The 13,527-nt window shown below is 53.8% G+C and carries 11 protein-coding genes; 3 read left to right on the forward strand and 8 right to left on the reverse strand.

The features are described 5' to 3' along the window. Positions 1–23 precede the first annotated feature (23 nt). Together CMR03_RS04980 and folA are read left to right on the forward strand one after the other, a co-directional pair. Positions 24–1,163, forward strand: a complete 1,140-nt coding sequence (locus CMR03_RS04980; RefSeq protein WP_063878370.1) for a porin — start codon at positions 24–26, stop codon at positions 1,161–1,163. Positions 1,164–1,393: 230 nt separating this feature from the next. Then, positions 1,394–1,876, forward strand: a complete 483-nt coding sequence (gene folA, locus CMR03_RS04985) for a type 3 dihydrofolate reductase (protein ID WP_063881105.1) — start codon at positions 1,394–1,396, stop codon at positions 1,874–1,876. A 58-nt stretch (positions 1,877–1,934) separates the two neighbouring features. Here folA and apaH read toward each other — a convergent pair whose 3' ends face one another. Genes apaH through lptD form a run of 6 tightly spaced genes read right to left on the reverse strand, consistent with a single transcriptional unit; the run spans position 1,935 to position 8,746 of the window. Further along, a complete protein-coding gene (apaH, locus tag CMR03_RS04990; RefSeq protein WP_063878371.1) occupies positions 1,935–2,792 on the reverse strand; it encodes a bis(5'-nucleosyl)-tetraphosphatase (symmetrical) ApaH in 858 nt (285 codons plus the stop codon). Between the two features lie 54 nt (positions 2,793–2,846). Further along, positions 2,847–3,224 (reverse strand): Co2+/Mg2+ efflux protein ApaG, encoded by a 378-nt coding sequence (apaG, locus tag CMR03_RS04995; protein ID WP_063878372.1) that lies wholly within the window; start codon positions 3,222–3,224, stop codon positions 2,847–2,849. A 3-nt stretch (positions 3,225–3,227) separates the two neighbouring features. Next, positions 3,228–4,049: a 16S rRNA (adenine(1518)-N(6)/adenine(1519)-N(6))-dimethyltransferase RsmA gene (gene rsmA / locus CMR03_RS05000; RefSeq protein ID WP_063878373.1), complete on the reverse strand. Its 822-nt coding sequence runs from the start codon at positions 4,047–4,049 to the stop codon at positions 3,228–3,230. Then, positions 4,042–5,034 carry a 4-hydroxythreonine-4-phosphate dehydrogenase PdxA gene (pdxA, locus tag CMR03_RS05005; protein WP_096010963.1) on the reverse strand — a complete coding sequence of 331 codons (993 nt, stop codon included), beginning with the start codon at positions 5,032–5,034 and terminating at the stop codon, positions 4,042–4,044. Before pdxA ends, rsmA begins: the two co-directional genes overlap by 8 nt. After that, positions 5,024–6,319: a peptidylprolyl isomerase SurA gene (surA, locus tag CMR03_RS05010; protein ID WP_063878375.1), complete on the reverse strand. Its 1,296-nt coding sequence runs from the start codon at positions 6,317–6,319 to the stop codon at positions 5,024–5,026. Before surA ends, pdxA begins: the two co-directional genes overlap by 11 nt. Positions 6,320–6,373: 54 nt before the next feature. Further along, the gene (gene lptD, locus CMR03_RS05015) at positions 6,374–8,746 is read right to left on the reverse strand and encodes an LPS assembly protein LptD (protein WP_164484301.1); all 2,373 of its coding nucleotides are present in this window, start codon (positions 8,744–8,746) and stop codon (positions 6,374–6,376) included. 182 nt (positions 8,747–8,928) lie between these two features. Between lptD and djlA the strand changes: the two genes are divergently transcribed. Continuing rightward, on the forward strand, positions 8,929–9,744 hold the full coding sequence (djlA, locus tag CMR03_RS05020) for a co-chaperone DjlA (RefSeq protein WP_063878376.1): 816 nt from the start codon (positions 8,929–8,931) through the stop codon (positions 9,742–9,744). A gap of 61 nt (positions 9,745–9,805) precedes the next feature. Here the strand turns inward: djlA and rluA are convergent, their stop codons facing one another. Together rluA and rapA are read right to left on the reverse strand one after the other, a co-directional pair. Further along, positions 9,806–10,459, reverse strand: coding sequence for a bifunctional tRNA pseudouridine(32) synthase/23S rRNA pseudouridine(746) synthase RluA (gene rluA, locus CMR03_RS05025; RefSeq protein WP_096010965.1), 654 nt, complete (start codon positions 10,457–10,459; stop codon positions 9,806–9,808). Between the two features lie 37 nt (positions 10,460–10,496). Continuing rightward, the gene (gene rapA, locus CMR03_RS05030; protein WP_063881107.1) at positions 10,497–13,403 is read right to left on the reverse strand and encodes an RNA polymerase-associated protein RapA; all 2,907 of its coding nucleotides are present in this window, start codon (positions 13,401–13,403) and stop codon (positions 10,497–10,499) included. Positions 13,404–13,527: the final 124 nt, after the last annotated feature.

Below are 13,527 nucleotides of genomic sequence, written 5' to 3' on the forward strand. Positions count from 1 at the left end.
GCCTAAACAGGATATTAATAACAATGAAAGCGCGTTTTTTTTCACTGAGTGCAGTGGCTGCACTGTTGGCCCTGGTGTCTTTTTCCAGCCAGGCTGAAATCACTCTTCTTAAACAAGACCCACAAGCAGGCGATCCCCTTAGCCGTCTCGATTTTAAATTCGGTGGCAGCATTCGTCCTCAGTTCAACCATCAAACCGGCGGGAAGGATCAGTCCTACAAGCGTAACGGCTTTGACGGTGGTTCCCGTTTCCGCTTTAGCGCGGATTACTACCTGTTCGACGATATCAGCTGGACCAGCTACTACGAGCTGGGCGTTAACATTCCGGCTGTATTCAACTGGGATAATCACTACGCTGAAGGGGCGCATGAAACCACGCGTCGCCAGCTCTATACCGGCCTGAAAAGTAAAACCTGGGGCCAGTTGACCTTCGGTCAGCAGAACAGCGTGTATTACGACGTTGTGGGTGCCAAGACGGATATCTGGGATTACGACATGCTGGCCCAGGCACCGGGTAACGGCATTAACGGTGATTACGACGGTTCATACCGTTCTCGCAAGCAGCTGAAATACAAAAACAGTTATGGTGCATTTGATGTTTATGCCTCTTACCTGTTTAGCGATAACGAATATTTGCCGGGCAACGGACTGCGCTATAAGCGTCAGGGTGGCGGCTCGCTGGGTGTGAATTACAACATCACGAACAATCTGGCCTGGGGCACCGCGTGGAACTACACCCGCGCCACCATGCGTAATCCTGTCACCGGCGACAATAAAGATTACGACCAGAACATCTTTGGTACCGCATTAAGCTGGACGCCAGGCAACTGGACCCTGTCAGCAGGAGGCGGCTGGTACCAGAATTTCCTGACGACCAGACAGCGCGATGTGAATAACTATTTTGCTGATGATGCCTGGGGCATTGAATATTATGCCGGTTATAAAATTCCGGTTGCGCAGTATGGCGTCAAAGCCGTTCAGCCTTATGTCATGGGTGACCGCTTAGAATATGTGAATGGCCGCAATTACCAGCGCATTGATAACGGTCTGGGCGTAACCCTGTTCCTGGACTATGGATTCCGTGTTGATTACGAACATGTCTTCACGTCGAGCACGGACAATCAGGGCGATATGAATCTGGTTCGTTTCCGCTACGATTTCTGATGACCTGCCACGGCTCCCACGGGAGCCGTTTTATTCTCTCTGTTTATCGCGACATGGCACCATTATCTGGCGACTTTTGGGGCGCGTGGCCCGTCTTACGGAGTAAAACCCTGCACAAAGTCTGAAATACGGTGGCAATGCCGCTTTATGCAATAACCCCCTTTCGCCTATCGACGAAGGTTTAACCTTTACGTATCATGGCGCCTGTTTTTTTCAGCGAGCCTTTTAACATGATTAGTCTTATCGCGGCATTAGCAGCAGATCGCATTATTGGAATGGAAAACGCCATGCCGTGGGACCTGCCTGCAGATCTGGCGTGGTTTAAGCGTAACACCCTGAAAAAACCTGTGATTATGGGCCGACTGACCTTTGAATCGATTGGTCGTCCGTTGCCTGGCAGGCTGAATATTGTGGTCAGCAGTAAGCCGGGTAAAGCGGAAGGCGTCACCTGGGTGACATCGCTGGATGATGCGATTAACGCGGCGGGTGACGCTGAAGAGATCATGGTAATTGGCGGTGGTCGTATCTATGCGCAAATGCTGGCGCGCGCCGACCGTCTTTATCTGACGCACATTGATGCGGAAGTCGAAGGTGATACGCAATTCCCGGATTACGAACCGGATGAGTGGCACTCGACGTTCAGTGAGTTTCATGATGCGGATGCGCAGAACTCCCACAGTTACTGCTTCGAGATTCTTGAACGCCGCCGTTAATGAATACGCAGTAAAAAAAACGCCTTGTCATAACAAGGCGTTTTTTTATGGCTGCGGGTTAGCGGGCTGACTGCTGCGGAGCAAGGTCGTCCGGTAAGGATAACTGGCGGTTCGATGGCTGAACGTAATAGCGTTGCGTTTCCCAGTGCAGGAGCGTCAGGTTACCGCCCCAGCAGCAACCGGTATCCAGACCGATAATACCTGCCGGCGTGCCTTTACCCTCAAGTGACGCCCAGTGACCAAAGACAATCGTGTGATCGCGTGCGACCGGGCCTTCAATCATAAACCAGGGCTTTAAAGGTGGTGGCGCGGATTCCGGCGCATCCTTACAGATCATATCCAACTGACCATTGGGAAAGCAGAAGCGCATCCGGGTCAGGGCGTTGGTGGAGAAACGCAGGCGTGCCAGACCGGTCAGGGAGTCGTTCCAGTTGTTAGGCATGTCACCATACATCGCATCAAGAAACAGCGGATAGCTGTCACTGGACAGCACGGCTTCCACTTCGCGTGCACAGCGTTGCGCTGTATCCAAATCCCACTGCGGGGTAATCCCGGCATGGCCCATCACCAGCTTTTTCTCTTCATCCACCTGAAGCAGCGGCTGACGGCGCAGCCAGTTGATCAGCTCATCAGCATCTTCCGCTTCCAGCAGCGGCGTCAGGCGATCTTTAGGCTTATTACGGCTGATACCGGCATAGACAGCCAGCAGATGCAGATCGTGATTACCCAGCACCAGACGAACACTGTCACCCAGTGACTTGACGTAGCGCAGAACGTCCAGCGAGCCAGGGCCCCGCGCGACCAGATCACCCGTCAGCCATAATGTATCCTGACTGGGATCATAGTTAACCTGGTTTAGCAGAGCACGTAATTCATCGTAACAACCGTGAACGTCGCCAATCAGGTAAGTATTCATAAAGGGTTATCCAACTAAAACAGTCGCCCGAGACACGGGCGAGAGACATCAATATCAATGAATATGGGTTTGAATCGCGAGGCGGAATACCGGGATTTCAACGTGGAATTCGTCGCCTTGCTCATCGACCATCACATAGTGACCTTGCATGGTGCCCATTGGGGTTTCAAGAACAGCACCACTGGTGTACTGATATTCATTTCCCGGCGCAATATGCGGCTGTTCGCCGATCACGCCTTCACCCTGAACTTCTGTTTCACGGCCGTTACCGTTCGTAATTAGCCAGTAACGCCTGAGCAGCTGCACAGAAGACCGGCCTACGTTGCGAATCGTGACGGTATAAGCAAAGACATAGCGCTCTTCGTCCGGTGAGGACTGAGAGGCGACATACAGACTTTGTACGTGTAGCGATACGCGGGCCGGTTCACTCATGGGTTACTCCTGGGTTTTATCCAGATGGTCTGCCAGCCAGTTTGCTAACTGGCAATACTGTGCAACCGAAACATTCTCGGCACGTAAGCCGGTATCGATCGCCAGCGCGTCCAGCGCGCCTGCCTCTACCATATGGCTCAGGCTGTTGCGCAGTGTTTTACGGCGTTTACCGAATGCTTCAGTGGTTATACGGCTCAGAATACGCACGTCTTTAACCGGATGAGGCGGTGCCATATAAGGCACTAACCGCACGACCGCCGAATCCACTTTCGGTGGTGGGGTAAAGGAGTGCGGCGGAACTTCCAGCACCGGAATGATCTGACAATAGTACTGAGCCATGACGCTCAGACGACCATAGGCTTTACTGCCAGGACCGGCAACCAGACGATTAACCACCTCTTTCTGCAGCATAAAGTGCATATCTTTAATCGAACCAGTATAGCTGAACAGATGGAACATCAGCGGGGTCGAGATATTGTACGGCAGGTTACCAAAGACACGCAGTGGCTGGCCTTTCTCTTTGGCCAGCGCGGCGAAATCAAACGTCATGGCATCCTGCTGAAAAATCGTCAGCTTGGGGCCCAAAAACGGATGGGTTTGCAGGCGTGCAGCAAGATCGCGATCTAACTCCACCACCGTTAAACTGTCGAGGCGTTCGCCTACCGGTTCAGTGAGTGCACCAAGGCCGGGGCCGATTTCCACTATCGCCTGATCGCGTTGTGGGTGAATGGCGGAGACGATACTGTCGATAATATATTGATCGTTCAGGAAGTTCTGCCCGAAACGTTTACGGGCGTAGTGCCCCTGATGGACGCGATTATTCATTACTGCTCTTGATCATAGTGATGGCGAGGTTAAGCGCCGTGATAAAGCTGCCCGCGTCAGCCTGACCCAGGCCGGCTAATTCAAGCGCGGTGCCGTGGTCAACTGAGGTGCGGATAAACGGCAGGCCGAGGGTAATATTGACCGCCCGACCAAATCCCTGAAACTTGAGTACCGGTAAACCCTGATCGTGGTACATCGCCAGCACTGCATCGGCATGTTGCAGATATTTCGGTTGGAACAGGGTATCCGCAGGCAGCGGACCGGTCAGTTGTATGCCTTGCTGACGAAGTTCATTCAATGCCGGGATGATCGTATCTATCTCTTCCCGCCCCATGTGGCCGCCTTCTCCCGCATGAGGATTCAGTCCGCAGACAAAAATATGCGGCTGGGCAATGGCAAACTTATTTCTGAGATCCTGATGCAGGATCGTGATCACTTCATGCAGACAATCACGGGTAACGGCGGCGGCAACATCTTTTAACGGCAGATGGGTGGTGGCCAGAGCCACACGGAGCTGCTCAGTCGCCAACATCATCACCACGCGCTGAGCACCTGCACGATCGGCAAAAAATTCGGTATGGCCGGTAAACGGAATGCCCGCGTCGTTAATCACGCCTTTGTGCACGGGGCCGGTAATTAAGGCCGAAAACTCCCCGGATAAGCACCCGTCACAGGCGCGGGCCAGGGTTTCCAGCACGTAGTTGCTGTTGGCGACGCATAGCGTGCCTGGCGTGACCGGCTGCGGTAGCTCAACGGGAAGGACGGTAAGCGTGCCGGCCTGTTGCGGTTCGGCTGTGCGGGCGGGATCGTAAACGCGCAACGTCAACGGCAACCCCAGCTGTGCGGCACGTTGCAGCAACAGCTGAGGGGACGCACAGACAACCAGTTCAACGGGCCAGGCCTGCTGGGCCAGTTGAACGGCAAGATCGGGACCAATCCCGGCGGGTTCGCCGGGCGTGATCACCACACGAAAATCACTGCGCATTGTTATCCAGAATTTTCACGTAAGCCCCGGCGCGCTGTTCCTGCATCCAGGTCTGCGCTTCTTCCGCAAACTTACGGTTAAACAGCATGCGATAGGCGCGCTCTTTCTGGGCCGCATCGGTTTTATCAACCTGGCGAGTATCCAGCAGTTGAATCAGGTGCCAACCAAAAGAGGAGTGAACCGGCTGGCTGGTTTCGCCTTTTTTCAGACGTAGCAACGCATCGCGGAAAGCCGGATCGTACGCTTCTGGTGAGGTCCAGCCCAGATCGCCACCCTGATTCGCGGAACCTGGATCGTCAGAGAATTGCTTGGCTGCCGCGGCAAAGGTGGTTTTACCACTGCGAATATCGGCAGCAATCTGCTCCAGCCTGGCGCGAGCCTGATCGTCGGTCATGATCGGAGAAGGCTTCAACAGAATGTGACGCGCATGTACTTCGGTCACAGAGACGTTTTTGCTCTCGCCGCGCAGGTCGTTCACTTTCAAAATATGGAAACCTACACCTGAGCGGATAGGGCCAACAATGTCGCCTTTCTTCGCCGTGGTCAGCGCCTGAGCAAACAGGGTAGGCAGCTCTTCGATTTTCGCCCAGCCCATATTACCGCCTTTCAGCGCCTGAGAGTCGGCGGAGTAGGTTACGGCCAGCTTGCCAAAGTCCGCACCACCTTTCAGTTCAGTCATCAGCTGTTTTGCCAGCTTTTCCTGATCGTCAACCTGCTGCTGCGTCGGGTTTTCCGGCAGTGGCAGCAGAATGTGACTGATGTTCATTTCCGTGCCCTGGGTGTTCTGCGCGCCAACCTGCTGCGCCAGCGTATCCACTTCCTGCGGCAGGATCGTGACCCGACGGCGTACTTCATTATTGCGCACTTCCGAGATCAGCATCTCTTTACGAATCTGAGCCCGATAGGTGTTGTAGTTCATTCCATCATAAGCCAGGCGGCTACGCAGTTGATCAACGCTCATGCGGTTTTGCGCGGCAATATTCTGGATAGCCTGATCCAGTTGCTGATCGCTGATTTGCAAACCGGCTTTATCGCCCAGTTGCATAATAATCGCGTCCATGATCTCACGTTCGAGGATCTGATGGCGCAACGTTTTGTCATCGGGCAACTGCTGACCTGCTTGCTTCGCCTGAGATTTAACGGTGCTCATCATGCTGTCCACATCACTCTCCAGGACCACACCGTTATTCACTACAGCTGCAACTTTATCAACCACTTGTGGTGCTGCGAACACGGTGTTGGCACTTATCGCCACACCAAGAATCAGCATTCTCCAGTTCTTCATACTTTATCCATTATTGGTTCCGCACTGCGGGATTGCCTGTCAAACATCACAACATCAGAATGCATGCTGATAAGGGATGATTCCCTGAGCCAGCATCTGGCCGGTGCCCAGCCCATAATTTGAACTCAGGCCACGTAACTCAATGTTGAATGAGATTTGGTTGTCATACTTACTGTCGTTGTTTTCCCAACCGTTGATTTTGCGTTCATAGCCCAGACGAATCGCGTAGCAACATGAGCTGTACTGCAGACCCACCAACTGTGATGCAGGACGATTATTACGCGTATCATAGTAATACGCGCCAACCACCGACCAGGCGTCATGGATCGGCCAGCTCGCCGTCGTACCAACCTGCGAAATCCCGTTTTTATAAATCGGGTTATTCACCAGTGAACTGTTGTTCAGCGCAGAAGCAACATACTCCGGGCTACTGTAACGGTAGCTCAACTGCACCATACGGTCAGCGTCACGACGGTATTCCAGCACGGTATTACCCTGCGCGACGTTATTCAGGCGGGTATCGTATTGCAGCCCGCCACGCACGCCCCAACGATCGCTTATCTTCCAGTAGCTGTCACCTGCCCACAGGAGACTGCCTGTATCATCTTCTTTGTTGACCTGGTTAACGCCCGTACGAGAAGGCGTAAACGAATAGATTTGACCCACAGAAACGTTAAAACGTTCAACCAGATCGGTATCATAAATTCGCGTCGTCACACCGGTTGCAACCTGGTTGGCCGATGCGATGCGATCCAGACCGCTGTATGAGCGATCGCGGAACAGGCCGGTATAGTCGGTTTGCAACAGGGTGGAGTCGTAAGGATAGATATCACTCTGGTCACGATACGGGATATAGAGGTACTGAACACGGGGTTCCAGCGTCTGGGTATAACCCTGCGCCCAGTCCATATCACGGTCAAACACCATGCGACCGTCGACCTTAAACTGGGGCAAGGTGCGGTTGACGGAGTCTTTCAGCACACCACTCGTGGTGCTGCTCGGTGCAAAGTTAGTGTTGTAGTAATCAACATCTTTTTGCTGGTAGTGCGTCGCCAGAAACTTGGCTTCGGTATCCAGGCTGGCCCAGCCGTTTGATAACGGCAGATTGATGGTGGGCTCAACATGTAAACGTGTGGTTTCAGGGAAACTACTGTTTACGTTGGTGAACTTCACGGCCTGCGCATAAATATGGGTGTCAAACGGGCCGACATCGTTCTGATACCAGTTCACATCCAGTTGCGGGAAGGCGCGATAGACGTTGCTGTTGCTGGTATTACCAAAAATCTGGAAGTCTTTGGTCGACAGGGTTGCGTCCCAGTTGGTATCCGCGTAGCCCACGCTAAATTTCTGCGAGGCGTAACCGTCAGTCGAGGTGTAATAAGGTGAGGTCAGATCGTTGAAATAATACTGATCGCTGACTTTGGTGTAGTCAGCGCTAAAACGCCAGTGCTGGTCATAAACACCTGAATGGCGCCAGTAAAATAACCAGCGGTCGGAACTGTCGTCTTGGGCGATGCCGCGCGCGGCTTTATCGTTGTCGTACTGCTTATCCGATGCCAGATAGTCGAACTCAACGATGCCTGCACCCGCCTGGGTCAGGTAGCGGAATTCATTCTGCAATTGCAGCCCGCGCTTACTCATGTAATGCGGCGTAATGGTGGCATCCGCCTGCGGCGCGATATTCCAGTAATAGGGCAGAATGAATTCAAAACCGTTGCTGCTGCCGTATTTGGCGTTGGGGATCAGGAAGCCTGAACGGCGGCGGTCGCCCAGCGGCAGCTGCATATAGGGACTGTAGAACACGGGAACCGAACCGAGCTTAAAGCGCGCATTCCAGATTTCAGCAACCTCTTCCTGACGATCCTGAATAATCTCAGAACCAGCAACGCTCCAGCTGTTACTGCCAGGCAGACAGGAGGTGAAGGTTCCGTTTTCCATAATGGTGTAGCGGTTTTCTCCGCGCAGCTTCATTTGATCGCCAGTGCCTCGCCCCTGGCGGTCTACCATCTGATAATCGCCGTTCCAGACGTTCGTATCTTTGGTATTAAGATTTGACCAGGCTTTCGGACCTTTCAGGATGACCTGATTGTCATCGTAGTGCACATTACCTAGCGCATCCACAGTACGGACGGGAACCGTCTGCCCTTCGGGCTGGCGTTGATGAAGCTGGACTTCGTCTGCCAGCATGCGGCTGTTGCCTTGCTTAACATCCACATCACCTGTGAATACCGCATCGTCAGGGTAGTTGCCTTTCAGTGAATCCGAGTGAATAGTAACGGGCAGCTGATTAGGATCGCCGTTAACCAGGGGACGATTGTAACTGGGTACGCCCAACATACACTGCGACATTAAATCGTCGGCGAAGGCTTGCTGGCTAATGGCTGCGCCGATCATGGTGGCCAGCAGAGTAGGTATATGTTTTTTCATACGCGGTATCGAAAATTCCATGAAAACTGGCATCATGCCGACAATCGGGTCAGAGACTAACGCACTGCCTGGCGTTGTGCCAGTGTTAATCCTTTTCTGTCCGCGCTGCCGTTAGGCGCTGAGATAAATGACAGGTATGATAATGCAATTTTCAGCCGTAAGCATGGCGAATTGAGGAGTTTATGCGCTACTGGGGAAAAGTTATAGGTTTAGTGCTTGGATTGCTGTCCGGCGCAGGCTTTTGGGGAATTGTAATTGGTCTGATCGTTGGGCATGGATTTGATAAGGTTCGCGGTGCGCAGAGCAAGGCTTACTTCTCAAATAATCAGACCCGGCAGTCACTGTTTTTCAGTACGACTTTTCAGGTCATGGGGCACTTAACCAAGTCCAAAGGGCGCGTAACCGAAGCGGATATCCAGATTGCCTCGCTGTTTATGGATCGCATGCAGTTGCACGGAGAGGCCCGAACGGCTGCTCAGCGTGCTTTTCGTGAAGGCAAACAGGGCGAGTATCCGTTACGTAATAAATTGCGTGAATTACGCAGCGCCTGCTTCGGCCGTTTTGATCTGATTAGGATGTTTCTGGAAATTCAGATTCAGGCGGCCTTTGCCGATGGCTCACTGCATCCCAATGAACGTCAGGTGCTGTATGTGATTGGTGAAGAACTGGGGATTTCACGCAGCCAGTTCGACCAGTTTCTGCGCATGATGGAAGGGGGCCAGCAGTTCGGTGGCGGCCGCAGCTACTCGCAACAGGGTGGCTTTCAACAGGCGCAACGTGGCCCGACGCTCTCGGATGCCTGCAATGTGTTGGGCGTGAAAACGACGGATGATGCCACCACCATTAAACGCGCCTATCGCAAGCTGATGAGTGAACATCACCCGGATAAGCTGGTGGCGAAAGGCCTGCCGCCAGAAATGATGGAAATGGCCAAACAGAAAGCGCAGGACATTCAGTCAGCTTACGATCTGATTCGCAAAGAAAAAGGGTTTAAGTAAGCGGTTGATGCGCGCCCGGGCGAATGGCCAGGGCGCGCGAATACCCGGCATGACGCGCGGGTTAAAAATCGGCAGGCTGCCTGAAGGTCATGGCATTACCAAACGCTGGGTGCGTAATGGTTAATGATTCGGCATGCAGCAGAAGGCGCTCTGCCATGGCTTTTGCTTCCGGATGGGCATAAAAACCGTCCCCCAGAATCGGATGGCCCAGCGCCAGCATATGCACGCGCAGCTGGTGCGACCGCCCGGTAATCGGCTTCAGTACAACGCGGGCGCTGTTATCTTCGCGATATTCAATCACCTGATAGTCGGTTTGTGCCGACTTGCCGGTCTCGAAACACACTTTTTGTTTCGGGCGATTTGGCCAGTCGCAAATCAGCGGTAAATCCACCACGCCTTTCTCGTTGGCCGGATGGCCCCAGATCCGGGCCACATAGGTCTTCGCGGGTTCGCGCTCGCGAAACTGGCGTTTAAGCTCGCGTTCGGCGGCTTTTGTCAGGGCAACCACTATCACGCCGCTGGTCGCCATATCCAGCCGGTGCACGGACTCAGCCTCGGGATAATCGCGTTGAATCCGCGTCATCACGCTGTCTTTGTGCTCTTCAAGCCGGCCGGGTACCGAAAGCAGGCCGCTGGGCTTATTCACCACCATGATGTGGGCATCCTGATACAGGATGTGCAGCCAGGGCTCCTGCGGCGGATTATAGGGTTCCATAGGTTATTCCAAAAAAGAGGGCCTTGCGGCCCTGAACTTATTGATGCGTAACCACAATCAGACGCAGCGCGTCCAGTCGCCAGTTGGCCTCATCCAGACTCTCCAGCACCTGCTGGCGATTGCTTTCTAACGCCTCGACTTCATCGTCACGGATGTTGGGGTTCACGGCTCTCAGGGCTTCAAGACGGGATAACTCGGCCCCCAGCTTTTCGCCTGCCTCACGCCGCGCCGCGTCAATGACGGCGCGCGCTTCACTGACGACTTCTTTTTCGGCCAGCGTAAGAATCGCGTGAACATCCTGCTGTACGGCATTCACCAGCTTACTGCCGGTATGGCGGTTAACCGCATTCAACTGACGGTTGAAACTCTCGAACTCCACTTTACCGGCCAGATTCGTACCGTTGCGATCTAACAGCAGACGCACGGGCGTTGGCGGCAGGAAACGGGTGAGTTGCAGATGTTTCGGCGCCTGCGCTTCCACCACATAGATCATTTCGACCAACAGCGTTCCCACGGGTAAGGCCTTATTCTTCAGCAATGACAGCGCACAGCTCCCGGTATCACCTGACAGGATCAGATCCAACCCATTACGGATTAACGGATGTTCCCAGGTGATAAACTGCGTATCTTCACGCGAAAGGGCCTGATCGCGATTGAAGGTGATCGTGCAACCATCTTCTGGCAGGCCCGGAAAATCCGGCACCAGCATATGATCCGATGGCGTCAGCACTATCAGGTTATCGCTGCGGTCTTCCTGATTGATTCCCACGATGTCGAACAGGTTGAGGGCAAAGTTAACCAGCTCAGTATCATTGTCCTGCTCGGCGATGGTATTCGCCAGCGCCTGAGCGGCGTCGCCACCGTTAGAGTTCAGTTCCAGCAGACGATCGCGGCCCTGTTCCAACTGGGATTTCAGCGCGTCATGCTGCTTGCGGCATTCAATGATGAAATCATCAAAACCGTCGCTGTTTTCCGGCGCAGCCAGATAGTTGATCAGCTCTGCGTGAACGCTGTCATAGATTGCTCTGCCGGTCGGACAGGTGTGCTCAAACGCATCCAGCCCTTCGTGATACCAGCGCAGCAGCACGGCCTGCGCCGTTTTCTCCAGCCACGGCACCAGAATCTGGATATCGTGTGCCTGACCAATACGATCCAGACGACCAATACGCTGTTCCAGCAGATCCGGGTTAAACGGCAGATCGAACATGACCAGACGGCTGGCGAACTGGAAGTTACGGCCTTCGGAGCCAATTTCGGAACACAGCAGCACTTGCGCACCGTTCTCGTCTGAAGCAAACCAGGCAGCGGCCCGATCGCGTTCAATAATCGACAAGCCTTCGTGGAACACCGCAGCGCGAATCCCTTCCCGTTCACGCAAGACCTGTTCCAACTGCAGCGCCGTCGCGGCCTGAGCGCAGATCACCAGCACCTTCTCTTTACGGTTACTGGTGAGATAACCCATAAGCCATTCAACGCGTGGATCGAAGTTCCACCAGGTGCCGGTATCGCCTTCGAATTCCTGATAAATCTGCTCCGGGTAAAGCAGGTCGCGCGCACGCGCCTCTGCGCTTTTGCGCGTTCCCATAATACCGGACACTTTAATGGCGGTTTGATACTGCGCAGGCAGCGGCAGACGGATCTGGTGCAGCTCACGTTTAGGGAAGCCTTTCACACCGTTCCGCGTATTACGAAACAGAACGCGGCTGGTGCCGTGGCGATCCATCAGCATAGAAATGAGTTCTTTGCGCGCGTCCTGCTTGCCTTCACGGTCGCTGTTTGCCACCTGCAGCAGCGGTTCAATGTCCTGCTCGCCGACCAGCTCATTGATCATATTCATCTCGCTTTGGGAGATGGCATGATCGGCCAGCAGCGAGGTGACCGCGTCCGCAATCGGACGGAAGTGCTGCTGCTCTTCAACGAAGGCGGCAAAATCATGAAAACGATTAGGATCGAGCAGGCGCAGACGCGCAAAGTGGCTCTCCATGCCCAACTGTTCTGGCGTTGCCGTCAGTAACAGGACGCCCGGCGTTTTTTCGGCCAGTTTTTCGATAACCTGATATTCACGGCTGGGTTCGCCTTCGGACCAGGCCAGGTGATGAGCTTCATCGACCACCATTAAATCCCAGTCAGCCTCCGCCAGCTTATCCAGACGCTGCTTATTACGACGGACAAAGTCCAGCGAGCAGATAATCAACTGCTCGGTGTCAAAGGCATTATCACTGTCATGCTGTGCTTCGGCATAGCGATCGTCATCGAACAGGGCAAAGCGCAGGTTGAAGCGGCGCAGCATTTCTACCAGCCACTGATGTTGCAGGGTTTCCGGCACCACAATAAGCACGCGCTCAGCCCGGCCCGCTAACAGTTGCTGCTGGATAATCATGCCGGCTTCAATGGTTTTACCTAAGCCCACTTCATCCGCCAGCAGAACGCGCGGCGCATGGCGACGACCCACATCGTGGGCAATGTGCAGCTGGTGTGGAATCAGGTTGGTGCGCATGCCGCGCAGGCCACTGACAGGCAGACGATACTGCTCACTTTGGTATTTACGTGCACGAAAACGCAGGGCGAAGCGATCCATACGATCAAGCTGGCCTGCGAATAACCGGTCCTGAGGCTTACTGAACACCAGTTTGCTGTCGAGCATCACTTCGCGCAGCATAACGTCGGTTTCCTGGGTATCAAGGCGCGTACCGATATAGGTTATCAGGTCATTGTCATTGCGGACTTCATCGACCTGCATCTGCCAGCCTTCGTGGCTGGTAACGGTATCACCCGGATTAAAAATCACGCGAGTGACCGGCGAGTCGTTGCGAGCGTAGAGGCGATTTTCCCCTGTGGCCGGAAAAATCAACGTGATCATGCGAGTATCAATCGCCACCACGGTGCCTAATCCCAGTTCACTTTCTGTATCACTGATCCAACGCTGACCTAATGTAAAAACCATATAATTTTTGCTCGAATTTTTAACGTTTTTGAAGGTGTTCCCCATTCTCAGGCAATAGCATGTCAACCAGGCAAAAGGGCCTGGTACGTCATTTCAGAGCAGTGAGTTTTGAGGAAGGGCATTA

Origin of the sequence: Pantoea allii, from assembly GCF_002307475.1 — a bacterium.
Lineage (GTDB): Bacteria > Pseudomonadota > Gammaproteobacteria > Enterobacterales > Enterobacteriaceae > Pantoea > Pantoea allii.

Excerpts from the sequence above, each read along its gene's own strand:
- CMR03_RS04980 (WP_063878370.1), top strand. The coding sequence starts at position 24 with ATGAAAGCGCGTTTTTTTTCACTGAGTGCAGTGGCTGCACTGTTGGCC.
- folA (WP_063881105.1), top strand. The coding sequence starts at position 1,394 with ATGATTAGTCTTATCGCGGCATTAGCAGCAGATCGCATTATTGGAATG.
- apaH (WP_063878371.1), bottom strand. The coding sequence starts at position 2,792 with ATGAATACTTACCTGATTGGCGACGTTCACGGTTGTTACGATGAATTA.
- apaG (WP_063878372.1), bottom strand. The coding sequence starts at position 3,224 with ATGAGTGAACCGGCCCGCGTATCGCTACACGTACAAAGTCTGTATGTC.
- rsmA (WP_063878373.1), bottom strand. The coding sequence starts at position 4,049 with ATGAATAATCGCGTCCATCAGGGGCACTACGCCCGTAAACGTTTCGGG.
- pdxA (WP_096010963.1), bottom strand. The coding sequence starts at position 5,034 with ATGCGCAGTGATTTTCGTGTGGTGATCACGCCCGGCGAACCCGCCGGG.
- surA (WP_063878375.1), bottom strand. The coding sequence starts at position 6,319 with ATGAAGAACTGGAGAATGCTGATTCTTGGTGTGGCGATAAGTGCCAAC.
- lptD (WP_164484301.1), bottom strand. The coding sequence starts at position 8,746 with ATGAAAAAACATATACCTACTCTGCTGGCCACCATGATCGGCGCAGCC.
- djlA (WP_063878376.1), top strand. The coding sequence starts at position 8,929 with ATGCGCTACTGGGGAAAAGTTATAGGTTTAGTGCTTGGATTGCTGTCC.
- rluA (WP_096010965.1), bottom strand. The coding sequence starts at position 10,459 with ATGGAACCCTATAATCCGCCGCAGGAGCCCTGGCTGCACATCCTGTAT.
- rapA (WP_063881107.1), bottom strand. The coding sequence starts at position 13,403 with ATGGTTTTTACATTAGGTCAGCGTTGGATCAGTGATACAGAAAGTGAA.